Below are 23,728 nucleotides of genomic sequence, written 5' to 3' on the forward strand. Positions count from 1 at the left end.
AGTTGTTCAGACAGTGAGGGAAGGAAGCTTGGAAATGGCTTCCAATTTTTGAATCGAAGACGCGCCTTGTGAGTAAACGTCGAAGGTCACGATTCCAGTTTCATGACCCACCAGTTCAGCAATCAGTGGCCCTTGCACGCCAGCCCTGTGAAGTTGAGTGATAACCGTCTTGCGGATCGAATGGAACACGTGCTGGGAGCCGTAGCCGTGCGCTTCTTTGAGTCTGCCGAACGCCTTTGAGAGCGCGTCAGAACGTATGCCGTACTTGTTCTTGCTGTCAGATGGGATCAAGTAACCATCCTTAGAGTCGTTCTTCAGGCGCTCGACAATGCTCGACAGGGCAGGGTGCACAGGTACTACCCGGATACCCGCTGCGGTTTTCGAATCTACAATGTCGAAGCTTGCTATGCCGTCCGGTTTTATCACGTGCTCGACTCTTAACTGGCACAGTTCTTCGATTCTGGCACCGGTGTACGCACCCAAGAGGATCAAGTCAGCCAGCGTCGTGTGGTCAGCGGCTAACGCGGCAGCGTGAAGCTCCGTAATCTCTTTTGGCTGGAAGTCCTTTCTCTGACGGTCTGCACGTTCCTTGCCACGGGTCTGCGGTAGCTCATGGTTATCAAACGGGTTGGCCTTGTCCTTGAAGTCTTCACGCCAGCGAGTGTCATGCTTCATCGCCCATTTCCAGAAGACGTTACCAGCCAACAGGTATTGGGTGAGGGTCTTGCTTGCTAGCTTGAGGGAGTCGAGCCACGCTGAAACAGCATCGAAGTCGAGCGGCTTTCCTTCTTTGGCCAGGTATGCCGACAGCTTCTCCAGCTTCGATTCCTGTTGATCCATCGTCTTGTCAGCGACATTCCGCGTTTCACGATACTGGCGGAACGTAGCGATACGCTGCTTGGTGATTGGCGACCTAACTTTACGAATTCCATCACCATCACCAGCCGCAATCATCCTGATCTCTTCCTTCTGATCGGCGGTGGGCGTGTAGTGAGTTTCAAACCGCTGAGCCACTGCGGTTTTGAACGCTGCCCCCATTTCGTCATCAAGCTTGAAAAGACCCATGGAGGTTTGGCGTCCTTTCTGAATCATTCCCTTGAGAGCGTCCACCATGGCAGGGTTGTCCTCCATGAACTGCGCCATTTCAGTTGGATCAGTTACGACATAAGGTGCAGGGCCAGCGACACCAATGCGGGTCATCTTGGAATGCTTCGTTACTCTGTCCACCGTTTCCAGCATCCCCGCCAGCGACTCTTGCCAGTCTGGTGGCAATGGCTTGCCAGCCCGAGCCGTCGCTATACGAGCTTTCCAGTTGGCGAGGATTGGAAGGCGTGCATCCATTGCCTCCTTGCGGAGTCCGGTCTTCAACGACTGAATCAGCACCTTACAGCCAATGACTTTTTGCACATCCACAGGCACTGCCAGTCGCACGTACCACGTGGTTTCACCTTTCTTCTGAATCAAGTTGTCTGCCATGGGAGCGCCGTGAAGTGGGGGAGTGGTACAGCGGATTGTACTACTCGATTGTACTACTATGCGCTCTGAAAGCCCCGTAATACTGGCCTTGTTGGTCGAAAACCTTCTTTATGGTGAGTCCCTATCTCTCCGCCATTACATAGAAAAAGCCCCGTAGCTGAAAAGTTACGGGGCTTTTTCGTTTCTGGCGTTTTAGTTTTTTTCTCGACCAGCGGTCAAAGCCGCACCGATGGATCTGGAATACAAAGCGCATCCCGCTCATTAGCTATCATGCAATAAAGAGCTAAATCACCGGATAGCGGGAGAGAGAATGAACAGATGGCGGCGGCTTTGGTTGATTATCAAGCTGATAGCAGCTGTTGCGGCCTGCGTGGCCGTCGCTGTTCAGGCTTTTCTCTACATGCTGGACAGCTCTGACGCCGTGCAAATTCACCCATTGAGTATTCTGGTTGTCGGGCTGATTTTTGGCTTCATCACTTTTGGACTGCTTTCACTGATTGAAAGGGGTGTGTTGCGACTGGTGGCCCCGATCATTTCCAGACCTCAAGCAGAACCTGAAGGCAGTGCCGGTGCAATGCCGGAACGGCCACTGACCTTTTCAACCGAAGACCCGACTCATCAGAGAAACCTGTGACCTTGGCTCGTAGCTTTCGCAAGAGCCCCGCGGACGGATCTCACAGGCAAAATTCCAGGCTGACACAAACAAACGAATCGTCCTACTTCGCACGCGGATACGTCCGAGATTGATCGAAGGTATATTCGTTTTTCAGCGAAGGCATCCGTAATGACTTCGCGGTCGAGCAGGTGGCTGGACGTTACGCACCACCTTCTGGTTGATCGGTTAATCGATGATTTAGTCCCTCAAGGAGGAGGTAGCGATGTACAGCAGTAGTGAAGAAGGTTTTCAGAGTGATGATCAGACTGGGGTGACACGAGGCAAGCCAATGTCCAGTGTTCTTCATCTGGATACCGGGCGGTTGGCCAACATTTTCAAAGCGCGGATAAAGAATACCGAGTGCCCGTTCTGTGAGCATGATGAGTGGGAGTTACCACTTCAGGCCGGGGCGACGGGTGTAGGGTTGCCTTGGGCGTGTGGCAAAGAGTATTTACACTCCGGCACGCCGGCGGTGATGCTTAATTGCAAGTACTGCGGATTTATTCGCCTGCATTCGCTCAATGTGCTGGCAGATATCGTCGTCGAAGACAGCAGCAAAACCGTAGCGCTGGAGGTCTGCGATGAGTGAACCTTTTGTGCTGGTAAACCTTGATGAGCATTACCCCGACCGCTTCCCGAGCAACAAAAGAAGTGGCACTGACGAGAATGGACGAAGACCACCAGGTCCTCCAGGAGAAAACCCATTGGAACCGCGAGTATCCAAACTTGAGACGCATATCGAATACGTCCGGCGTGACGTCGGTGACCTTCGCGTGGAGTTTCGCGAGCACCGTCAAGAGGCTCGAACGGATTTTCGGGAGCACCGCAAAGAAGCTCGAACGGATTTTCGTTTACTGTTCGGCGCGTTGATCACCACGGCGCTAGGCTTGGCAGCCATGATGGGAAAAGGGTTCGGTTGGTTGTAAATGAGCGAGTAAAAAGAGAAACCGGCTAAACGCCGGTTTTTTCGTGCAATTTGCCGACACCCTGATTTTGTCTCCGCTCTGAGGTCGCCAACCCCTCAAAACGAAGGCGGCGTAATCACCCAAATCACCACCGCATCCACCTCCCCAGGATTGCCATACCGATGCGGCTCCTGGCTCGAAAAACTGAAACTATCCCCCTCACTCAGCTGGAAATGCCGCTCCCCCACCCACAGCTCAAAACTCCCCGACAGCAAATACCCAGCCTCTTCCCCTTCATGGCTGTAACTCTGCTGACTGTAGGTCCCGGGCGGAAACCGTGAGTGCAGCATCTCCAATTGCCGATTCGGCTGCGGCGTCAGCAGCTGATCCACAATCCCATCTTCATAATGCACGCTCATCCGAGTGTTCTTACGCACCACAACGCCGTTATCTTCAGGCGCCGTATTGCCCTCGCTGGCAAAGAACCATTGAATGGTCACACCCAAACTACGCGCGATATTGAACAGCGCAGGAATGGACGGATAAGCCAGATTCCGTTCCAGTTGGCTGATATACCCCGCCGTCAGTTCGCTCATTTGCGCCAGTTCCGCCAGGGTCATGCCCCGACGTTTACGCAACCCACGAATCCGTGTGCCGAGAAAATGCGGCTCTGCCGTGGCGCTGTCCTGTGTGAGCGCGCTGCTGGCAGGCGGCATCTTGCTGCTGTTGCTCATGGCGTGCTCCAAACCGGGGTGTGTAAAAGCCCCGGAGTATAAAACAGCCTCAAAGCGCCCAGGCGACTTTCAAACCTTCATAGATGGCTTCTTCGGCGGTGCGAGGCGCGAGGCAATCGCCGATGCGACGAAACTCCACCAGGCCTTGCAGTTCGGCTCCGAGGGTATCGACGGGTTGGTGGCCCTGGCAGAGCACCAGAGTGTCGATGTTTTCGAAGAGCATCGGTTCGCCGCTGGCGGTGTGTTGCAGGTAGACGGTGTTGTCGTCGCAGCCGTACAGGCGGGCGTAGGGGGTGATCGGGATGCCGAGTTTGTGCAGTTCGCCGGCCAGTTGATCGCGCACGTACAGCGGCAGGTTTTCCCCGCAATGGGTGCCGTTGACGGCGAGTTGCACTTGGTGCCCGGCGCGTACCAGGCGTTCGGCGATGCCGGGGCCGATCCAGTCGGCGCGCCAGTCGACGACCACCACGGAACGACCGATTTGCACCTCCTCGCGCAGTACTTGCCAGGCGTCTACGACCTGCAATTCGCCGCCGCGCTCGAAGGCCGGCCAATACGGTTCGGCGCCGGTAGCGACGATCACCATGTCCGGCCGTTCGCGTTCGACCAACGCCCGGTCGACACGGGTGTTGCGCACGACGCGCACCCCGGCCAGTTCCATTTCGCGTTGCAGGTTGGTGCTGGCGCCGCCGAACTCGGCACGTCGAGGCAGCAGTTGCGCCAGCAAGACCTGGCCGCCGAGTTGCGAGCTGGCTTCGTAAAGGGTCACGTCATGTCCGTGCTGGGCGGCCACCGCGGCAGCTTTCATCCCGGCCGGTCCGCCGCCGGCGATCATGATGCGTTTGCGTTGGGCGGCTGGTTGCCGCTGGCCGAAGATCAGTTCGCGACCGGTTTCCGGGTGCTGGATGCAGGAAATCGGCAGGCCTTTGTGGAAGTGGCCGATGCACGCCTGGTTGCAGGCGATGCAGGCGCGCACGTCTTCGACGTGGCCGGTGTCGGTTTTGTTGGGCATTTGCGGGTCGCAGATCAGGGCGCGGGTCATGCCGCAGACATCGGCCTGGCCGCGGGCAAGAATCAGTTCGGCTTCTTGCGGCTGGTTGATGCGCCCGGTGACGAACAGCGGAATCGACAACCCGGCCTTGAACGTTCCAGCTTCCTTGGCCAGATAAGCGGCTTCGATCGCCATCGGCGGCACGATGTGCACAGCGCCGCCTAAAGACGCCGAGGTGCCGGCGACGATGTGCACGTAATCCAGAATCGGTTGCAGCGATTGTACGGCGGCCAGGGATTCGTCCTCGGTCAGCCCTTCAGGGTCGCGCTCATCGGCGGAAATGCGCAGGCCGACGATGAAGTGCTCATCAGTGTTGGCGCGCACCGCAGCGATCACTTCACGCAGGAAACGCAGGCGCTGTTCCAGCTCGCCGTTGTAGTCATCGGTGCGACGGTTGACCCGTGGGTTGATGAATTGCGCCGGCAGGTAGCCATGGCTGGCGACCACTTCCACACCGTCGATTCCGGCCTGATACAGGCGTCGGGCCGCGGCACCGTAACCGGCGACAATCTCGTCGATCATCGCTTGATCCAGCGCACGCGGCATCACCCGGAAACGCTCGTTGGGCACCGCCGACGGCGAGTAAGCGACGGCCAGCAAGCCATCGCTGGACTCCATGATTTCCCGACCCGGATGGAAGACCTGCGACAGCACCACGGTGCCATGCGCATGGCAACGCTCAGCGATCGTTCGATAGCCCTCGATGCAAGCGTCGTCGGTGGCCATTAGCACGTGCGAGGTGTACCGCGCACTGTCGTGCACGCCGGCCACTTGCAACACAATCAGCCCGACGCCACCTTCGGCCCGCGCGGTGTGGTAAGCGATCAGTTGCTCGTTGACCACGTTGTCGGTGGGCATCGAGGTGTCGTGACCGCTGGACATGATGCGGTTTTTCAGGCGTTTGCCACGCAGTTGCAACGGTTCGAACAGGTGCGCGAAGGCAGGGGAAGCGGTCGACATGGTGCGATTACTCCAGGCAGGCTGAAGCCGAAAGGCCGGTTTTCGGCATTATTATTTTTCTATAAGAATTTACCTATAGTAAAAAATCAACTGATTTATTTACTGGCGTTCTCAAGCGATTCCTCTCTGCATGACTGCCGGGGGACGAACCGGGAAATGCACGGCAGGGCCTTTGTTTTTTATGTGTCGGCGACGTTACATGCTGTTACTCGGCTTACAAATGGTCGTCAACTCTATACATTTCAATGCTGTTATTTACGGATTGGCTCTGACTACCATTGGGTTGTACAGGCGTTGCATAAAACAATAATAAACAAGCCCTGAGGCCTCCAATGAAGAAGCGTTCCCTGTTGGGTATGTTTGTAGTTTCAATGTCAGCAAGTTCTCTGGAAGTGCAGGCTGCCGATCCTCAAGAAGGCTTTGTCGAGGGTGGGGCAGCCAAAGTACTGGCACGCAATATGTACTTCAATCGAAATTCACTGTCCGATTATCCCGATGCGCGAGGTTGGGGGCAGGGCTTTTTGATGGACTATCAATCCGGTTTTACACAAGGTGAAATCGGATTCGGTATTGATGCAAGTGCCTATACCGCCTACAAACTGGATGGTGGCCGTGGCACAGTGGGGACGGGAATGTTTCCTGCCGAGGGTGAGGGTGAAAGAACAGAGTCATCGACACTCAATGGCTCTGTAAAAATGAAATGGTCCAACACAATTATCAAGTATGGCGATCTGCGTCCCTATAATCCTGTGTTTGCAACACCCGACTTGCGTCTCATGCCGATGACGACCAGAGGCATACAGTTATTAAGCGATGATATCGACAAAATCAGCATCGACATTGGGCACTTCTATTCCTCCAGGGGTTATACAAGCACGAACCATGACGGTGGTTTCAAGGCCGGTTACGCTGGCGTAGATAGCGGCGATGTCGATTATGCCGGTTTGACCTACCAGCCCTTCGAGGAGGGTGGTGTCGGCTTTTATGTGTCTCGTGCGGAAGACTTGTGGCGCCAGTATTACTTCAACGCCAACTACAGCTTTGTTCTGCCCCATGAACAAACACTCGGCTTCGACTTCAATCTTTATCGTTCGCTGGATCAAGGGCAGGCCAATGCCGGTGATATAAATGTCACCGCGTGGTCCTTGGCGGCGGCCTATGGGAATGGCCCACACACCGTTACGCTGAGTTATCAAAAAGTGCATGGCAGTGAACCGTTTGATTATTTGATGTCGTCAGACGGCACTTACATGGACTCGATCTATTTGGCGAACTCTTCGCAGTATGGGGACTTCAACGGTCCCGGTGAACAGTCAGTAGGAATTGGCTACGAATATGATTTTGGCTCGACTGGCTATTTACGAACAACGCTGGGGCTTCGGTATATCTATGGGTTTGATATCGACAATGAAAAAGTCGATCCGGACGGACTGTATGCTTATTTTGCTCACGCGGATAAACAGATCGAACGTGATGTGGATATAAAAACCGTTGTCGAAAGTGGCGCCCTGAAAGATCTGTCCGTGCGAGTGCGTTACGCCGAACACGCCTTTACCGGTGACAGTGTGAAACAACTGCGGATTATCACCGAATACCCGCTCGATCTCTTCTGAGTCGTTTGCCCTGCGTCCAAAACAAGAGGTTCTACATGAAAAACTTTCCAATAAAGTGTGTGGCATTGGCTATTGCGCTGTCGTCGATGGCGTTGTCCGCACAAGCCGGCACGGTGTACATCCATGCCGGCCGCCTGGTGGATGTCGAGCGTGGCAAGGTGCTGACCGATCAACGCATCAAAATTGACGGTGAGCGCATCGTTGCCGTGGAACCGTGGAGTCCTCCACCGGCTGATAGCAAAGTGATTGATTGGTCCGCCAAGACGGTCCTGCCGGGTCTGATCGATATGCACACGCATATCTCCGACTGGGACATGACCAACAACGTGGCTGAGCCGCTCCTGCATTCCCCTCAGGATGTTGCGCTCATGGGCGCGAAACACGCCTATCAAACGTTGCGTGCGGGTTTTACAACCGTGCATGACCTGGGCACTTATCGAGCCTTCACCGACGTCGCACTGCGTGATGCAATCAACGCGAATCGGGTGCTGGGGCCACGGATGAACGTCGTCGGGGCTTACATCACCGTCGCGGGCGGTGGTGGCGAAGTGACCGGATTTGCCCCCGGCGTGGAGATTCCGGCGGATATGCGCGTCGGCGTTTACCGTGATGCAAACGACGCCAAGTTGAAGACCCGTTATCTGTTCCAGCACGGCGTCGATACCATCAAGATGATGGGCACCGGTTCCGTATTGGCCGAAGGTACCGAGCCGGGCCAAATGGAAATGACCGAAGAAGAAATGCGCGCCGTCGTACAGGAGGCCAAGGTTCATAAAAGCTATGCCACCGTTCATGCCCATGGTGCAGAAGGCATCAAGACCGCTATCCGCGCAGGTGTCAGATCCGTTGAACATGCCTCGCTACTGGATGATGAGGGCATCAAGTTGGCGAAAGACAACGGCACTTATCTGGTGATGGATATTTACAACGGTGACTACATCGATGAAGTGGGGCGCAAGGAAAACTGGCCTGAAAGTTACTTGCGCAAGAACACTGAAACAACCGACGTACAGCGCCAGGCATTTCGTAAAGCGGTCAAGGCTGGAGTGAAAATCGCCTACGGCACCGATGCGGGCGTTTATCCGATCGGCACCAATGCCAAACAGTTTGCCTACATGGTGAAGTACGGCATGACCCCGATGCAGGCCATCCAGTCCGCGACTGTCGTTGCCGCTGACCTGCTCAATTGGCAGGCAGACGTCGGTGCCGTCAGTTCGGGTCGATTCGCTGACATGATCGCTGTCGACGGTGATCCGCTCGCAGACATCTCGATCCTTGAAAAAACACCGGTCGTGATGAAGGGCGGTGCGATTGTTCCACCTGATGTACTGCCCGATATGTAAAAAGCTTCAACATCTGGAGTAGGCGAGGGTTGTTGCTGTACAGTCGTTCAGCTCGCGAACGGCTCATACAGAGCTCAACCCTCGCCTCCAGGAACGCCGCCTCATGACTCAGGAAGTCCGATTTTCCAGAATGACGCCGGAGCTGCGCAAAACCAATCTCATCGAGGCTACGCTCGTGTGCCTCAAGCGCGACGGCTTCCAGGGCGCATCAATACGCAAGATTTCCGCCGAGGCCGGTGTCTCGGTCGGTCTGATCAGTCATCACTATTCCGGCAAGGACGAACTGGTCGCCGAGGCGTACCTGGCAGTGACCGGTCGGGTCATGGGGTTGCTGCGCGCCGCCATGGAACAAGCGGCCCCCAATGCCCGCGAGCGTCTGTCAGCGTTCTTCCGCGGCTCGTTTTCCGCTGAATTGCTGGACCCGCAACTGCTCGACGCCTGGCTGGCGTTCTGGGGCGCGGTCAAGACTGCAGAGGCGATCAACCTCGCCCACGAACATTCCTATGGCGAGTATCGCGGCATTTTGCGCAAGGTGCTGACCGAACTGGCGCATGAAGAGGGCTGGGAAAACTTCGACGCCGATCTGGCGGCCATCAGCCTCAGTGCTCTACTCGACGGTTTGTGGCTGGAGTCAGGACTCAACCCCGGCACCTTTACCCCTGAACAGGGCATGCAGATCTGCGAAGCCTGGGTTGATGGTTTGCAGGCGGGTGGACGTCAGCGTTTCTGTTTGCAGACGACGGGCTGTTGATCGATCGTTCAGCAATGGATACTCTCAGGCGTCGATGCAGGAAAAAACTCTAATAAGAAACACGCCTACGGGCACACGCAGGACACCATGCGATGACTCCTCGAGTATTGATCGTCGACGACGATCCGTTGATTCGCGAACTGCTGCAGGCTTACTTGAACCAGGAAGGTTACGAGGTGCATTGCGCCGCGACCGCGGAGCTGGCTGAAACCTTTCTGGCGACCCAGACGGTCGATCTGGTGATGCTCGATATCCGCTTGCCCGGCAAGGACGGCCTGACCCTGACCCGGGAGCTGCGGGTCCGTTCGGAAGTCGGGATCATTCTGATCACCGGGCGCAACGATGAAATCGACCGCATCGTCGGCCTTGAGTGCGGCGCCGATGATTACGTGATCAAACCGCTCAATCCACGCGAACTGGTGTCCCGGGCGAAGAACCTGATACGCCGGGTGCGTCATGCCCATACGCCTAAATCGGTTGCAGCCATTTCTCGACCGGTCAAACAGTTCGCCGCCTGGGGCCTGGACACGGATCGCCGACGGTTGATCGACAACAGCGGCAGCGAAACCCTGCTGACCCACGGCGAGTATCAATTGCTCAGCGTGTTCTTGCGCAACAGCGGTCACACCCTGAGCCGCGATCAACTGATGGACCAGATTCGCAACCGCGAATGGGTGCCCAACGACCGCTCCATCGACGTGCTTGTCGGACGTCTGCGACGCAAGTTGCACGATGACCCGGCCGAGCCGCAATTGATCATCACCATCCACGGCGCCGGTTATCTGTTCACCGCCAGCGTGGCAGCCTGAATACGATGCTGCGACGTTTTTGCTTGCTGTTGGCGTTGCTCGCCGACAGCGCGATGGCGGCGGACAAAGTCCGCTATTGCGATTATCCGGTCTACCCCCCGATCTCCTGGAGTGACGGCAAACAGGTGCGCGGCGTAGCGCCCGGCGTGGTGAAAGCGCTTTTTGGACAGCTGGGCTACGAAGTCGAAATCGTCGAGCTGGACAACTGGAATCGCTGCGTGCGCGATGCCGCCGAAGGCCGGGTCGACGTGGTGCTGATGTATAGCACCGCGGAACGCGAGCAGAGCATGATCTTTTCGACTGTCCCGGTGTTGCGCGAAGAAGTCGCCGTGTTCATCAATCGTCAGCATCCGGTGACAATCGAGCGGCTGGAGGACTTGGCCAATTACCGCGGCGGATTGTTGTTCGGTGAAAGTTACGGCGTGGTGTTCGACCGCTTCGTCGCCGAGCATCAGAACATCGAAATGGTCTCTGACAGCAGTCAAAACTTCGGAAAACTGATTCGCGGACGCATCGACTTCATCGTCTCGGAGCGGCGTACCGGGCAGACGCGGGTCGAGACCCTGCCAGGGGCGCAAGACATCGTCGCCTTGCCCAATTCCTTTGGCGTGGATTACTTGCGGGTGGCCGTGTCGCGCCGTTCTGCGCTGGCGGGGCGCATGCCTGAAATCGATGCGCAGTTGAAGCGCATGGTCGACTCGGGGGAGGTCGATCGTTTACTTCACGAAAGTCAGGTCACTTACCGCGACATGATCAAACTGCCGGCCGACAAGAAATGATTCGAGCCCGGCCCGGTGGACTGCTGCGGCGTCTGCTGCTGTTTATTCTGTTGTTCAGCCTGTGCTTCACCGTGGTGGCTAGCAGCGTGCAGTTGTACTTCGAATACCGCCGCGAGATGCGCGAGATCGATTCGCGCATGGCGTTGATTCGCGCCGGTTATCTGGCCAGCCTGGAGCGCAGCCTCTGGGATTTGAACCAGGAACAACTGAATGTGCAATTGCGCGGACTGGTGGATTTTTCCGACGTGACGCGGGTTCGCCTGACCAGCCCGGATTTCGACTTGCTGCAAGGCAATCCGGCGCCGATCGGGCCGCTGCGCATCGAGCGTTTTCAACTGGACTATCAACCGCCGTCCGGGCCGAAGCGGCATCTCGGGCAACTGGAAGTCAGCACCGATCTGGGCGCCGTGCATCAGCGTTTGTACGCCACCGGTTTGACCAGTTTGCTGTGGATGAGCGTGTTTCTGTGCGGGCTGGCGGTCGCGCTATCGTGGTTGTTTTACCGCCTGGTGACCCGGCACCTGAAAGTCATGGCCGAGTTTGCGCGGCGCATCGCCGCCGGTGACTGGTACGAGCCGATGCATCTGGACAAGCGGCGCAGCGTCCACCCGGATGAGATCGACACCGTGGCCTATGCGCTGGACGACATGCGCCGGGCGATCGTCAGTGACATTGACCGCCGGGAAACCGATCGGCTGGCGCTGCAAGACAACCGCGATGAACTGTTCCGAATGGTCGAGCGCCGCACTGCCAGTCTGATGCGTGCCAAGGACGAAGCCGAGGCGGCCAACCTCGCCAAGTCACGCTTTCTGGCGACCATGAGCCACGAACTGCGCACCCCGCTCAACGGTATCCTCGGCATGGCGGAGCTGCTGCGCGGCGCACGTCTGGATGAGCGCGATGGCAAGCGCCTGGATGCGTTGTACAAGGCGGGCGAAGGGTTGTTGTCGATTCTCAATGAAGTGCTGTATTTCGCTCGGCTGGAGGAAGGTGTCAGTCACCCGGAAGCGGTGGATTTTTCACTCCGACAGTTGCTGGATGAGGTGCTGACGCTGCTGGAACCGCGGGCGTTGAGCAACGACTCGACGCTGCACTGCCGGATGGATCCGCAGGTCGCTGATCGTCACCACGGCGCCGAACAATTCTTGCGTCAGGTGTTGAGCAATTTGCTGGCCAACGCGATCAAGTTCACCGAGGGTGGAGAGGTCAGAGTCGAGGTCGTGCTGCTGGCTCCCAACCCGCAACAGACCGGTCAACGGCTGCGCGTGAGCGTGACGGACAACGGCATCGGCATTGCGCCGGCGGTGCAGGAAAAGATTTTCGAGCGCTTCACTCAGGCCAGCGAGGAGGTGGCGCAGCGCTTCGGCGGAACCGGTCTCGGATTGGCCATATGCAAACATCTGGTGGAGCAGTTGGGTGGGCAGATCGGTGTTGAAAGTCAGGTCGGGCAGGGCAGCTGTTTCTGGTTCGAAGTGGAGTTGCAACCGTCGACCGGCACCACCGATGTGGCGTCAAGCAGCGAACCCGGCAGGCCGCTGAAGATTCTGGTGGTCGAGGACGTGGCGCTTAACCGTGAAGTGGTCAGCGGCTTGCTGCAACGGGACGAGCATCAGGTCTGGCTCGCCGAAGACGGTGAGCAGGCGCTGACGCAATGTGCCGCGCAGACGTTCGATTTGATCCTGCTCGATGTGCACCTGCCGGGTATCAGCGGCGTCGAGTTGTGCTCGCTGATTCGCCGCACCGAAGGCCCGAACCGCCAAAGCCGAATCTTCGCCCTGACCGCCAGCGTGCAACCGGCGCTGGTGCGCGGTTATCTGGATGCCGGGATGGACGGCATCCTCGCCAAACCGCTGAAGCTCGACAATCTGCGTCAGGCCCTGGCCGGGCATTCACCAATACCCGCGCCGCAACCTGTTGACGAGGCGATGGATTGGCCGTTGCTGGACACTCACCGCACCTTGCTCGGTGAACAGAAACTGCAGGGGTTGCTGGCGGTGTTGCGCGATTCCATCAGTCAGCATCGCGAAGCGCTCACGGAAGCGATCGAAGCCGACGATTGCACCGAAGTCGCTCACCTGGCGCATCGCCTGGCCGGCAGCAGCGACTCATTGGGCTTCCGTGCGTTGGCCACTGTTTTACGCGCGCTGGAGGAGGCCGCTCTGGTCAACGACGAATCAAGGTTGCGCGCATTGGCGCCGCAGGTTCATGCGCAATTGCAGCAGTCGCAACAGACGCTGACCGACCTGCTGCACAGCTGACGTACAAGTTTGTTACGACTTTTTACAACTTCGAGCTTTAAGGTCAACGTGAGCTTACATGGTCTTCCAATAATCGAGACAACCGCCACAGCGCGGTCTTCGAAGCTTATTGGAGATAATAATAATGAACCGCCGTAAAGCTCATCCGTCCTTGCGCCACGCGCACCTTGCTGATTATTGAGGTGCCGATATGAGCGAAGCTACCGAACGCAAAGGCATCCATCTGACCCGCGCCCTGAAGAGCCGGCACATTTTCATGTTGTCCCTGGGCGGCGTGATTGGTACCGGGCTGTTTATGGGCTCTGGCTTGACGATCAATCAGGGCGGGCCGGTGGGGGCGATTCTGGCCTACCTGGTCGCCGGTTTTCTGATGTACCTGGTGATGGTGTGCCTGGGCGAGCTGTCCGTGCACATGCCGGTTTCCGGCTCTTTTCAAACCCATGCAACTAAATACATCGGGCCGGCCACCGGGTTCATGATCGGCTGGGTGTACTGGATGAGTTGGGCGACCACTGTGGGCCTGGAGTTCACGGCGGCAGGCATGCTGATGGAACGCTGGTTTCCAACCATACCGATCTGGTACTGGTCGGCGCTGTTCGTGGTGGTGCTGTTCGGCCTGAATGCGTTGGCGACACGCGCTTTTGGTGAAGCGGAATACTGGTTCTCCGGGATCAAGGTCGCGGCGATTCTCGGTTTTATCGTGGTCGGCGTGCTGGTGATTTTCGGCGCCATCCCGCTGACCAGCGGCGCACCGGCGCCGATGGCGTCCAACTTGATCGGCGATTCATTGTTCCCGAATGGCCTGTCTGCGGTGTTCGCGGTGATGATGACCGTGGTCTACGCCTTCCAGGGCTGCGAGATCATGGGCGTGGCCGCCGGCGAAACCGACCAGCCGGAAAAAAGCATCCCGCGTGCCGTGCGCAACGTGGTGTTTCGCGTGTTGATTTTCTATGTGCTGGCGATCGTGGTGCTGTCGGCAATCGTGCCGTGGCAGCAGGCTGGATTGATGGAAAGTCCGTTCGTACAGGTGTTCGACATGGTCGGCATTCCTTACGCCGCCGACCTGATGAACTTCGTGATCCTCACGGCGATTCTGTCGGTGGGCAACTCCGGCTTGTATGCCTCGACGCGTATTCTGTGGGCCATGTCCAAGACCGGCATGGCGCCGAAAAGCCTGTCGCCGTTGAGCAAGCGCGGCGTGCCGTTGCGGGCGCTGAGCATTACCTTGTGCTTCGCGCTGGTGTCGTTGATGACCAGTTTCGTCGCGGCGGACACGCTGTTCATGGTGCTGATGGCGGTGAGCGGCATGTCGGGCACCGTGACCTGGATCGTGATCGCACTGGCGCAGTACAAATTCCGCAAGGCTTACCTGCGCGATGGCGGCAAGCTCAGCGACCTGAAATACCGCGCGCCATGGTTCCCGCTGTTGCCGCTGACGTGCATCGCGTTGTGCTGTTCGCTGTTCGTGTTCCTGGCATTGGATGAGACGCAGCGCCCTTCGCTGTATTGGGGCTTCGGGTTTATCGCGGTGTGCTATGCCGCGTATTTCCTGACTCAACGCAAGCGCCAGGCGGTGCTGGCAGCGAGCGTGCCGACGGCGTAACCGCACACACCAAGACAAAACCATGTGGGAGTGAGCCTGCTCGCGATGACGGTGGATCGGTCAACAGAGATGTTGAACCGGATTCCGTCATCGCGAGCAGGCTCACTCCCACAGTTGTTTGCGGCGGGCTGTAAATCGGCGATGCGGCACGCAGTTGTTCAAAGTTGTAACAGCACGGTCGGCGAAAGGTCGGCCGCCACGAATTAATTCAATAAAATCAACTACTTATTACGTAAATGGCGTTGTTACAGCCTGTTTTCTTGCCAATTGCCGTCTTACTGAACACTCGTTTAGTATGGCCTCAAGTCGCATCACCTCACGCCAAACACAATAATTCGAGGATTCGCATGACTACTCACATTTCTCTGCTCTGCCAGGTAAAAGCCGGCGTGGCCTGGATCACCCTCGATCGCCCCGCTCAGCGTAATGCGCTGGACATTCCGACCCTGAAGAACCTGCACGCCTTGCTCGATGAGTACAACGCCGATCCCGCCGTTCGGGTTGTCGTGCTGACCGGCAGCGGCCGCAGTTTCTGCTCCGGTGCGGATCTCGCCGAATGGGCCGAAGCCGAAGCCCGTGGCGCCCTCGAAATCTACGGCTGGACCGAAACCGCCCACGCCCTGATGAGCCGTTTGTACAGCCTCGAAAAACCGACCATCGCCGCCATCAACGGCACGGCCGTCGGCGCCGGGATGGACCTGACGCTGTGCTGCGACCTGCGCATCGCCGCGCAATCGGCGCGCTTCAAGGCCGGCTACACCAGCATGGCTTACTCGCCGGACGCCGGTGCCAGCTGGCATCTGCCGCGCCTGATCGGCACTGAACAAGCCAAGCGCCTGCTGTTCCTCGACGAGTTGTGGGGGGCTGATCGTGCCTTGGCCACCGGACTCGTCGGTGAAGTCTGCGCCGATGATCAACTGCACGACGTGACCACTGAATTGGCCACGCGCCTGGCCAACGGTCCGACGTTCGCTTTCGCCCAGACCAAAAAACTCATGCGCGAAGGCGCCCAGCGCAGTCTGCCGGAGCAACTGCAAGCCGAGCTCGCCGCCGGCCTGCTTTGCGGTCGCAGCAAAGACGGCGCCGAAGCCTTGCGCGCCGCCATCGAAAAACGCCCGGCACACTTCAGCGGCCAATAGGCCCGGTGTCTTGCCTCGTACACCTACTCAGCACATGAACAACAGGTAGCCCCATGAATTTCCAACTGACCCAAGAACAAGACATGTTGGTGGACGCGGTACGCAGCTTTGTCGCCAAGGAACTGCTGCCTCATGAGGAAGCGGTCGACCGCGCCGACGAAGTCTCCCCGGAGCTGGCGGCACAGATCCGTGGCAAGGCGATTGCGGCGGGTTTCTATGCCTTCAACATGCCGGAAGAAGTGGGCGGTGGCGGCCTCGATTATCTGTCCCAGGCGCTGATCGAACGTGAACTGTCCAAGGTCTCGTGGGCGCTGCATGTGTTCGTCGCGCGGCCGTCGAAAATCCTCATGGCCTGCACCGGCGAGCAGATCAACGACTACCTGCTGCCGTGCATTCAGGGCGAGAAGATCGATTGCTTCGCGCTGACCGAGCCGGGTGCCGGTTCTGACGCCAACGCGATCAAGACCCGTGCCGTGCGCGACGGCGATGACTTCATTCTCAACGGCAGCAAGCACTTCATCAGCCACGCCGGCCACGCCGATTTCGCCATCGTTTTCGCCGTCACCGACACCTACGAGCACAACGGCAAACAGCGCAATGCCGTGACCTCGTTCCTGGTCGACCGCGACACGCCGGGCATGACCGTTCGCCGTGGTCCAAAGTGCGTGAGCAACCGCGGTTACCACACCTTTGAAATGTTCTTCGACGACTGCCGTGTCCCCGCCAATAAAGTGCTGGGCGAAGTCGGCAAGGGCTGGGACGTGGCCAACGCCTGGCTCACCGCTGGGCGTGTAATGGTCGCCGCCAACTGCGTCGGCCAAGCGCAACGCGCGCTCGACGTGTCGCTGCAATGGGCCGCGGACCGCAAGCAATTCGGCCAGCCGATCGGCACCTACCAGGGTATCTCGTTCAAGCTCGCCGACATGGTCACGCAGATCCGCGCCGCCGAACTGCTGACCTTGCACACCGCCTGGAAAATGGACCAGGGCACCATGACCGACGGCGAGGCCGGCATGGCCAAGCTGTTCGCCAGTGAAGTGCTCGGCAAAGTCGCCGATGAGGCGGTGCAGATCTTTGGCGGCATGGGCCTGATGGACGAATGCCCGGTGGAGCGCATTTGGCGCAACGCGCGGATCGAGCGCGTCTGGGAAGGCACCTCGGAGATCCAGCGCCACATCATTTCCCGCGAATTGCTGCGGCCACTGTTGCGCTGACCGGCCCGGAGAATTGCTATGTCGCAAACGATTCGTGACAACCTCAAACGCTTGCTCTCACCGCGCCACCTGGCGTTTATCGGTGGCCGCAGCATGGCCCGCGCGCTCAAGCGCTGCGCCGACGGCGGCTACCTTGGCGAGATGTGGCTGGTCAATCCGCAGCACGACAGCCTTGAAGGCGTGCCGTGTGTGCGCAGCATCGCCGAACTGCCGTGCGGCCCGGACGCGGTGTTCATCGCGACCAACCGCGAGCTGACCCTGACCTGTGTTGCCGAGCTGGCCGCCAAGGGCGCGGGCGGCGCAATCTGCTACGCCTCCGGGTTCGCCGAAACCGGCGCAGAAGGCCAGGCCTTGCAGCAACAATTGCTGAAAGCCGCCGGCAACATGGCCTTGCTCGGCCCCAACTGCTACGGCCTGCTCGACTACCTGCACAGCTCCGCGCTGTGGCCGGTGGCCCATGGCGGCAAACCGGTGGAGAAGGGCGTCGCCGTCCTGACCCAAAGCGGCAACTTTGCCTACAACGTGTCCATGAGCGACCGCTCGCTGCCGGTGGCCTACATGGCCTCGGTCGGCAATCAGGCGCAACTGGGCGTCGCCGAACTGATGGACGTGTTGCTCGATGAGCCGCGCGTCACCGCCATCGGCTTGCACCTCGAAGGCCTGAAAAACGTCCCGGGTTTCGCCCGTGCCGCGCACAAGGCATTGGAGAAGGGCATTCCGATCATCGCCCTGAAAACCGGCGTGTCGCAGATCGGTGCCGAACTGGCGCTCAGTCACACCAGCTCGCTGTCCGGTTCCGATGCGCTGTACGACAGTCTGTTTGCGCGCCTCGGCGTGATCCGCGTCAGTGGCCCGGTGAGTTTCGTCGAAACCCTCAAGGCTGCGGCGTGCGGCAAGCTGCCCGCGGGCAACAGACTGATCGCCCTGGCCTGTTCGGGAGGCGATGCCGGGCTGATTGCCGACTACGCCGAGCGCAACGACTTGAACCTGCCCAAACTCGATGAAGGCCAGATCGGAGAACTGGCGCAGGTGCTGCCGAGCTACGCCAACCTGGTCAATCCGCTGGATTTCACCACGGCGATCTGGGGCGACGGCGAAGCCTTGAACCGCATGCTCGACAGCGCCCTGCGCACCGAAGCCGATGCGGCGATGCTGGTGCTTGATTACCCGGCGGAGTTCACCGGCGAGCGTAAGGAATGCGACCTTCTGCTGGAGCTGTTCTGCGCTGCCTTGATCCGCCACGGCAAGACCGGTTTTGTCACCTCGGCGTTCCCGGAATTGCTGCCGGCCCACGCTCGCGAACGTCTGCATGCCCAAGGTGTGGCGGCGTTGCAAGGGGTAGAAGACGGGCTGGCGGCGTGGGGCCGAATCGCGGGTTATCAGCGTAACCGCCAGGCGTTGCTGGCGCTCGGTGAATCGGCGCTGGTGCCGCACTGCCCTCAGGCGTTGGAAGGCGAAGGTCGCTTGCTCAATGAATGGGATTCGAAAAAAGCGTTGCGCGTCTTCGGCCTGCAGACGCCCAACGGCGTATTGAGCACCCCGGACGAGGCGTTGAGCGACGCCAACGCGCTGGGTTATCCGTTGGTATTGAAAGCGGTCAGCTCCCAACTGCCGCACAAAACCGAAGCCGGTGCCGTGGCGTTGAACCTCAAGGACAGCGCCGCCCTGAGCGCCGCCCTGGAAAAAATGCGCGCCAGCATCGCCGATTACGCACCGCACGTGCCGTTCGATCACGTGCTGCTGGAGCCCATGGCCAAGCCGCCGTTGGCCGAGCTGATCGTCGGCATCAAACGCGAAAACGACTTCGGCCTGGCCCTGGTCATCGGCGCGGGCGGGATTCTGGTGGAGTTGCTCAAGGACAGCCGTAGCCTGTTGCTGCCGACCACCGACGGCGCGATTCGCCAAGCGTTGCTCGGCCTGCGCAGTGCCGCGCTGCTGCAAGGTTTTCGCGGTCGCGAAGCGGCGGATCTGGACGCGCTGGTGACGGCGATTCGTGCGGTGGCCGATTACGCCTGCGAGAACGCCGGGCAATTGCTGGAACTCGATGTGAACCCATTGTTGGTCAGTGCCGACGGCACGACTGCGGTCGATGCGTTGATTCGCCTCGGCCATGAGTGAGGAAGTGAACATGCAAAGCACAACATTGACCGGCGGCCAGGCCCTGGTCCGCCTGCTGGCCAACTACGGTGTCGACACCGTGTTCGGAATCCCCGGCGTACACACGCTGGAGTTGTACCGTGGCCTGCCCGGCAGCGGCATTCGCCATGTGCTGACGCGCCACGAGCAAGGCGCCAGTTTCATGGCCGACGGCTACGCGCGGGTCAGCGGCAAACCCGGCGTGTGCTTCATCATCACCGGGCCGGGCGTGACCAATGCCGCGACCGGTATTGGCCAGGCCTATGCCGACTCGATTCCGATGCTGGTGATTTCCAGCGTCAACCACACCGCCAGTCTCGGCAAAGGTTGGGGTTGCCTGCACGAAACCCAGGATCAGCGCGCAATCACCGCGCCGATCACCGCGTTCTCGGCGGTGGCGCTCAGCGCCGAAGACCTGCCCGAGTTGATCGCCCGTGCCTACGCGGTGTTCGACAGTGAACGTCCGCGCCCGGTGCACATCTCGGTGCCGCTCGACGTGCTGTCGGCGAAAGTCAGCCGCGACTGGAGTAATGAAGTGGTGCGTCGCCCAAGCCGTGGCGTACCGGCCGCCACGTCGCTGGATCAGGCCGTGGCCAAGCTGCAAAGCGCCAAACGGCCGATGATCATCGCCGGCGGTGGTGCATTGAATGCGCAGCAGCAAGTGCATGAACTCAGCACCCGACTCGCCGCGCCGCTGTTCACCAGCGTCGCCGGCAAAGGCCTGTTGCCGCCGGATGCACCGCTGAATGCCGGCTCGACCCTGTGCGTGGAGCCGGGCTGGCAACTCATCGCCGAGGCCGACGTGGTGCTGGCCGTCGGCACTGAAATGGCCGACACCGATTTCTGGCGCGAGCGTCTGCCGCTGAATGCCGAACTGCTGCGTGTGGACATCGACCCGCGCAAGTTCAACGATTTCTACCCGTGCGCGGTGGCGCTGCAAGGCGATGCGCAACACACCCTCGCCGCGTTGCTGGAACGTCTGTCGCCCGCTAACCGCGATGCCAGTTCAGCGATCGCGTCTGTCGCAGCACTGCGTGAAGCGGTGAAAACCAGCCACGGTCCGTTGCAGTCGATCCATCAAGCGATTCTCGAACGTATCGCTGCGGAGCTGCCGGACGATGCCTTCATCAGCACCGACATGACCCAACTGGCCTACACCGGCAACTATGCCTTCAACAGCCTGGCGCCACGCAGCTGGTTGCATCCGACCGGCTACGGCACGCTGGGTTATGGCTTGCCGGCGGGCATCGGCGCCAAGTTCGGCGCGCCGCAGCGGCCTGGTCTGGTGCTGGTTGGCGACGGCGGTTTTCTCTACACCGCGCAAGAACTGGCCACCGCCGTCGAAGAACTGGACAGCCCGCTGGTGGTGTTGCTCTGGAACAACGATGCGCTGGGGCAGATCCGCGACGACATGATCGGGCTGGATATCGAGCCGATTGGCGTGCTGCCGCGCAACCCGGACTTTGCCGCCCTTGGCCGCGCGTTCGGTTGCACGGTGACCGAGCCGCAAAGCCTGGCCGAGCTGCAAACCGATCTGCGCCACGGCTTCAAGCGCAACGGCGTGACCCTGATCGAACTCAAGCATGCGTGCGCGCTCTGACTCCATTTTTTTAACAGGATTTTTTTAGGGGATGGGGCCATGCGCTTTTCCGATCTGACTCAACGCATTGCTGGTGACGGCGCTGCCGCCTGGGACATTCATTACCGCGCACTGGCGCTGCAGGAACAGGGCGAAGACATCCTGCTGCTGTCAGTCGGCGACCCGGATTTCGACACGCCGGTGCCGATTGTGCAGGCGGCCATCGACAGCCTGTTGTCAGGCAATACCCACTACGCCGACGTGCGTGGCAAACGTGCACTGCGTGAAAGCGTCGCCCGGCATTACGCCAAACGCAGTGGTCAGCACGTCTCGGCGGAGCAGGTCACCGTGCTCGCCGGGGCGCAATGCGCGTTGTTCTGCGTGGCTCAGTGCGTACTGAATCCGGGCGACGAGGTGATCGTCGCCGAACCGATGTACGTCACCTATGAAGCGGTGTTCGGTGCCTGCGGTGCGGTGGTGATTCCGGTGCCGGTGCGTTCCGAAAACGGTTTTCGGGTGTTGCCTGAAGACGTCGCTGCACGCATCACTCCACGCACTCGGGCGCTCGCGCTCAACAGTCCGCATAACCCGTCGGGCGCCAGTTTGTCCCGCGGCACGTGGCAGGCGCTGGCGCAGCTGTGCATCACTCACGACCTGTGGCTGATTTCCGATGAGGTCTACAGCGAGTTGCTGTTCGACGGCGAACACATCAGCCCGGCGAGTTTGCCGGGCATGGCCGAGCGCACCGCGACGCTCAACAGCCTGTCGAAATCCCACGCCATGACCGGCTGGCGCATCGGCTGGTCGATCGCGCCACCGGCGCTGGCCGAACACCTGGAAAACCTCGCGCTGTGCATGCTCTACGGTTTGCCGGATTTCGTGCAGGACGCCGCCGTCGTTGCACTGGAAAGCAACTTGCCGGAACTGGAAGCCATGCGCGAAGCCTATCGCCAACGTCGCGATCTGGTCTGCGAATGCCTGGCCGATTGCCCCGGAGTGCGCGCCTTGAAACCCGATGGCGGGATGTTCGTGATGGTCGATATCCGCGACACCGGGCTCAGCGCCCAGGCGTTCGCCGACCGCCTGCTTGATCGCCACGGCGTCTCGGTGTTGGCCGGCGAAGCGTTCGGCCCGAGCGCTGCCGGGCACATTCGCCTGGGACTGGTGCTGGGAGCGGCGCCGTTGCGTGACGCCTGCCAGCGAATTACTCGTTGCGCCACTGAACTGATGGAAGCCCAAGTCTATGCATAACCAAAAGACGCTGTTTATCGATGGCCGCTGGCAAACCCCGTCGGGGCAGGGCATCGCCGAGGTCATCAACCCGGCCACTGAAGAAGTCGCAGGCTCGGTGCCGCTGGGCGATGAGCGCGATGTCGACAACGCGGTGGCTGCGGCACGCCGGGCCTTCGGTCCATGGTCGCGGACGCCGTCGAGTGTTCGCGCCGGTTACCTGCGTGCGCTCGCCGAGCAGTTAAGTGCCCGGGCCGATGAAATGGCCGCCGTCATCACCGCCGAGCTGGGGATGCCGGTGCAATGGTGCCGCTCGGTGCAGGTCGACGGGCCCATCATCGGCCTGGAGCAATACGTCGAACTCGCCGGCTTGATGGATGAAGTGCGCGAGGTCGGCAATTCGCTGGTCATCCGTGAGGCGGTCGGTGTGTGCGCCTTCATCAACCCGTGGAACTATCCGCTGCATCAACTGATTGGCAAGCTCGCGCCGGCGTTGGCCGCCGGTTGCACCGTGGTGGTCAAGCCAAGCCAGGAAACCCCGCTGCACGCGTTTTTGCTGGCGCAAATGATCGAAACGATCGGCTTGCCGGCGGGGGTGTTCAACCTGGTCAGCGGTCCGGGTTCGAAGGTCGGCGAAGCGCTGGCCAAACACCCGGACGTGGACATGGTTTCGTTCACCGGCTCCACTGGCGCCGGGGTTCGCGTGGCACAAGCGGCGGCGCCTTCGGTGAAGCGTGTGTGCCTGGAACTGGGCGGAAAGTCGGCGCTGTTGATTGCCGAAGACGCGGACCTGGCCGCCGCCGTGCGCTACGGCGTGCAGGACGTGATGATCAACTCCGGGCAGACCTGCACCGCGTTGACCCGCATGTTGCTGCCCGCCAGTCGTTACGCCGAGGCCGTGGAACTGGCGATTGCCGAAACCCAAAGCCTGCGCATGGGCGATCCGCTGGACCCGCAGAGTTTCCTCGGGCCGATGTGTTCGGCGGCGCAACGGCGCACCGTGCGGGACTACCTTCAGGTCGGCCAGCAGGAAGGCGCGCGGCTGGTGTATGGCGGCGATGCAACGCAAGCGTTCGAGCGCGGCTACTACGTCAGCCCGACGCTGTTCGCCGATGTCGATAACCGCATGCGCATCGCCCAGGAAGAAATCTTCGGCCCGGTGTTGTGCCTGATTCCCTACGCCGATGAAGCGCAAGCGATTCAGATCGCCAACGATTCGCCGTTCGGCTTGTCCAGCGGTGTCTGGGCCGGCAGCACCGAACGCGCCTTGCAACTCGGGCGTCAGTTGCGCGCCGGGCAGTGCTTTCTCAACGGCGCGGCGTTCAATTATCAGGCGCCGTTCGGGGGCTACAAACAGTCGGGCAATGGCCGGGAATGGGGAGAAGAAGGGCTCAACGAGTTTGTGGAAGTGAAGGCGATCCAGGTGTGACCTTTGGCGATTCAAACGATCTGCGCACCGTTGTCGTCCGCCCATACAAAACCTGTAAACGTTT

19 protein-coding genes are annotated in these 23,728 nt (G+C 59.8%); 16 read left to right on the forward strand and 3 right to left on the reverse strand.

Going from position 1 to position 23,728, the window contains the following annotated elements; all coding sequences use genetic code 11:
- Nucleotides 1–6 precede the first annotated feature (6 nt).
- Nucleotides 7–1,476, reverse strand: a complete 1,470-nt coding sequence (locus ACA075_RS06960) for a tyrosine-type recombinase/integrase (RefSeq protein WP_497297854.1) — start codon at nucleotides 1,474–1,476, stop codon at nucleotides 7–9.
- 310 nt (nucleotides 1,477–1,786) lie between these two features.
- Here ACA075_RS06960 and ACA075_RS06965 point away from each other — a divergent pair, with 310 nt between their 5' ends.
- The 3 genes from ACA075_RS06965 to ACA075_RS06975 all read left to right on the forward strand — a co-directional run bounded on the left by ACA075_RS06965 (nucleotide 1,787) and on the right by ACA075_RS06975 (nucleotide 3,057).
- On the forward strand, nucleotides 1,787–2,110 hold the full coding sequence (locus tag ACA075_RS06965; RefSeq protein ID WP_497297856.1) for a hypothetical protein: 324 nt from the start codon (nucleotides 1,787–1,789) through the stop codon (nucleotides 2,108–2,110).
- A gap of 244 nt (nucleotides 2,111–2,354) precedes the next feature.
- On the forward strand, nucleotides 2,355–2,720 hold the full coding sequence (locus ACA075_RS06970; RefSeq protein ID WP_497297858.1) for a hypothetical protein: 366 nt from the start codon (nucleotides 2,355–2,357) through the stop codon (nucleotides 2,718–2,720).
- Nucleotides 2,713–3,057 (forward strand): hypothetical protein, encoded by a 345-nt coding sequence (locus ACA075_RS06975; protein WP_497297859.1) that lies wholly within the window; start codon nucleotides 2,713–2,715, stop codon nucleotides 3,055–3,057. Before ACA075_RS06970 ends, ACA075_RS06975 begins: the two co-directional genes overlap by 8 nt.
- A 95-nt stretch (nucleotides 3,058–3,152) precedes the next feature.
- Here ACA075_RS06975 and ACA075_RS06980 read toward each other — a convergent pair whose 3' ends face one another.
- Both ACA075_RS06980 and ACA075_RS06985 read right to left on the reverse strand, forming a co-directional pair.
- The gene (locus ACA075_RS06980; RefSeq protein WP_497299207.1) at nucleotides 3,153–3,752 is read right to left on the reverse strand and encodes a cupin domain-containing protein; all 600 of its coding nucleotides are present in this window, start codon (nucleotides 3,750–3,752) and stop codon (nucleotides 3,153–3,155) included.
- Nucleotides 3,753–3,819: 67 nt separating this feature from the next.
- On the reverse strand, nucleotides 3,820–5,781 hold the full coding sequence (locus tag ACA075_RS06985; protein WP_497297861.1) for an oxidoreductase: 1,962 nt from the start codon (nucleotides 5,779–5,781) through the stop codon (nucleotides 3,820–3,822).
- 332 nt (nucleotides 5,782–6,113) lie between these two features.
- Here ACA075_RS06985 and ACA075_RS06990 point away from each other — a divergent pair, with 332 nt between their 5' ends.
- From ACA075_RS06990 to ACA075_RS07050, 13 genes are all read left to right on the forward strand, one after another.
- On the forward strand, nucleotides 6,114–7,394 hold the full coding sequence (locus tag ACA075_RS06990; RefSeq protein ID WP_497297862.1) for an OprD family outer membrane porin: 1,281 nt from the start codon (nucleotides 6,114–6,116) through the stop codon (nucleotides 7,392–7,394).
- Between the two features lie 35 nt (nucleotides 7,395–7,429).
- Nucleotides 7,430–8,737: a Xaa-Pro dipeptidase gene (locus ACA075_RS06995; RefSeq protein ID WP_497297863.1), complete on the forward strand. Its 1,308-nt coding sequence runs from the start codon at nucleotides 7,430–7,432 to the stop codon at nucleotides 8,735–8,737.
- Nucleotides 8,738–8,840: 103 nt separating this feature from the next.
- Entirely contained in the window at nucleotides 8,841–9,488 is a 648-nt protein-coding gene (locus tag ACA075_RS07000; protein ID WP_497297864.1) for a TetR family transcriptional regulator C-terminal domain-containing protein, read from the forward strand.
- A 92-nt stretch (nucleotides 9,489–9,580) separates the two neighbouring features.
- Entirely contained in the window at nucleotides 9,581–10,297 is a 717-nt protein-coding gene (locus tag ACA075_RS07005; RefSeq protein ID WP_497297865.1) for a response regulator, read from the forward strand.
- 5 nt (nucleotides 10,298–10,302) lie between these two features.
- Nucleotides 10,303–11,076 (forward strand): substrate-binding periplasmic protein, encoded by a 774-nt coding sequence (locus ACA075_RS07010; RefSeq protein WP_497297866.1) that lies wholly within the window; start codon nucleotides 10,303–10,305, stop codon nucleotides 11,074–11,076.
- On the forward strand, nucleotides 11,073–13,334 hold the full coding sequence (locus tag ACA075_RS07015; protein ID WP_497297867.1) for an ATP-binding protein: 2,262 nt from the start codon (nucleotides 11,073–11,075) through the stop codon (nucleotides 13,332–13,334). Before ACA075_RS07010 ends, ACA075_RS07015 begins: the two co-directional genes overlap by 4 nt.
- Nucleotides 13,335–13,524: 190 nt before the next feature.
- Nucleotides 13,525–14,937, forward strand: a complete 1,413-nt coding sequence (locus ACA075_RS07020) for an amino acid permease (protein ID WP_497297868.1) — start codon at nucleotides 13,525–13,527, stop codon at nucleotides 14,935–14,937.
- A gap of 347 nt (nucleotides 14,938–15,284) precedes the next feature.
- The gene (locus tag ACA075_RS07025) at nucleotides 15,285–16,076 is read left to right on the forward strand and encodes an enoyl-CoA hydratase/isomerase family protein (protein ID WP_497297869.1); all 792 of its coding nucleotides are present in this window, start codon (nucleotides 15,285–15,287) and stop codon (nucleotides 16,074–16,076) included.
- Nucleotides 16,077–16,129: 53 nt separating this feature from the next.
- Complete coding sequence (locus ACA075_RS07030; protein ID WP_497297870.1) at nucleotides 16,130–17,290, forward strand: acyl-CoA dehydrogenase family protein; 1,161 nt, start codon at nucleotides 16,130–16,132, stop codon at nucleotides 17,288–17,290.
- Between the two features lie 18 nt (nucleotides 17,291–17,308).
- The gene (locus tag ACA075_RS07035) at nucleotides 17,309–19,408 is read left to right on the forward strand and encodes an acetate--CoA ligase family protein (protein WP_497297871.1); all 2,100 of its coding nucleotides are present in this window, start codon (nucleotides 17,309–17,311) and stop codon (nucleotides 19,406–19,408) included.
- Nucleotides 19,409–19,418: 10 nt separating this feature from the next.
- Nucleotides 19,419–21,026 carry a 5-guanidino-2-oxopentanoate decarboxylase gene (locus tag ACA075_RS07040; protein WP_497297872.1) on the forward strand — a complete coding sequence of 536 codons (1,608 nt, stop codon included), beginning with the start codon at nucleotides 19,419–19,421 and terminating at the stop codon, nucleotides 21,024–21,026.
- A gap of 39 nt (nucleotides 21,027–21,065) precedes the next feature.
- Complete coding sequence (locus tag ACA075_RS07045; RefSeq protein WP_497297873.1) at nucleotides 21,066–22,256, forward strand: pyridoxal phosphate-dependent aminotransferase; 1,191 nt, start codon at nucleotides 21,066–21,068, stop codon at nucleotides 22,254–22,256.
- On the forward strand, nucleotides 22,249–23,664 hold the full coding sequence (locus ACA075_RS07050) for an aldehyde dehydrogenase family protein (RefSeq protein ID WP_497297874.1): 1,416 nt from the start codon (nucleotides 22,249–22,251) through the stop codon (nucleotides 23,662–23,664). The genes ACA075_RS07045 and ACA075_RS07050 overlap by 8 nt, the downstream gene beginning before the upstream one ends.
- The last annotated feature ends 64 nt before the right edge of the window (nucleotides 23,665–23,728 follow it).

It is taken from the genome of Pseudomonas sp. LBUM1663 (genome assembly GCF_059695905.1).

Bases quoted from the DNA above. Each gene is read 5' to 3' on its own strand.
- ACA075_RS07015 (WP_497297867.1), top strand. From the start codon at position 11,073: ATGATTCGAGCCCGGCCCGGTGGACTGCTGCGGCGTCTGCTGCTGTTT.
- ACA075_RS07050 (WP_497297874.1), top strand. From the start codon at position 22,249: ATGCATAACCAAAAGACGCTGTTTATCGATGGCCGCTGGCAAACCCCG.
- ACA075_RS06970 (WP_497297858.1), top strand. From the start codon at position 2,355: ATGTACAGCAGTAGTGAAGAAGGTTTTCAGAGTGATGATCAGACTGGG.
- ACA075_RS06980 (WP_497299207.1), bottom strand. From the start codon at position 3,752: ATGCCGCCTGCCAGCAGCGCGCTCACACAGGACAGCGCCACGGCAGAG.
- ACA075_RS07005 (WP_497297865.1), top strand. From the start codon at position 9,581: ATGACTCCTCGAGTATTGATCGTCGACGACGATCCGTTGATTCGCGAA.
- ACA075_RS07010 (WP_497297866.1), top strand. From the start codon at position 10,303: ATGCTGCGACGTTTTTGCTTGCTGTTGGCGTTGCTCGCCGACAGCGCG.
- ACA075_RS06965 (WP_497297856.1), top strand. From the start codon at position 1,787: ATGAACAGATGGCGGCGGCTTTGGTTGATTATCAAGCTGATAGCAGCT.
- ACA075_RS06960 (WP_497297854.1), bottom strand. From the start codon at position 1,476: ATGGCAGACAACTTGATTCAGAAGAAAGGTGAAACCACGTGGTACGTG.
- ACA075_RS07025 (WP_497297869.1), top strand. From the start codon at position 15,285: ATGACTACTCACATTTCTCTGCTCTGCCAGGTAAAAGCCGGCGTGGCC.
- ACA075_RS07020 (WP_497297868.1), top strand. From the start codon at position 13,525: ATGAGCGAAGCTACCGAACGCAAAGGCATCCATCTGACCCGCGCCCTG.
- ACA075_RS06995 (WP_497297863.1), top strand. From the start codon at position 7,430: ATGAAAAACTTTCCAATAAAGTGTGTGGCATTGGCTATTGCGCTGTCG.
- ACA075_RS06985 (WP_497297861.1), bottom strand. From the start codon at position 5,781: ATGTCGACCGCTTCCCCTGCCTTCGCGCACCTGTTCGAACCGTTGCAA.
- ACA075_RS06990 (WP_497297862.1), top strand. From the start codon at position 6,114: ATGAAGAAGCGTTCCCTGTTGGGTATGTTTGTAGTTTCAATGTCAGCA.
- ACA075_RS07045 (WP_497297873.1), top strand. From the start codon at position 21,066: ATGCGCTTTTCCGATCTGACTCAACGCATTGCTGGTGACGGCGCTGCC.
- ACA075_RS06975 (WP_497297859.1), top strand. From the start codon at position 2,713: ATGAGTGAACCTTTTGTGCTGGTAAACCTTGATGAGCATTACCCCGAC.
- ACA075_RS07000 (WP_497297864.1), top strand. From the start codon at position 8,841: ATGACTCAGGAAGTCCGATTTTCCAGAATGACGCCGGAGCTGCGCAAA.
- ACA075_RS07035 (WP_497297871.1), top strand. From the start codon at position 17,309: ATGTCGCAAACGATTCGTGACAACCTCAAACGCTTGCTCTCACCGCGC.
- ACA075_RS07040 (WP_497297872.1), top strand. From the start codon at position 19,419: ATGCAAAGCACAACATTGACCGGCGGCCAGGCCCTGGTCCGCCTGCTG.
- ACA075_RS07030 (WP_497297870.1), top strand. From the start codon at position 16,130: ATGAATTTCCAACTGACCCAAGAACAAGACATGTTGGTGGACGCGGTA.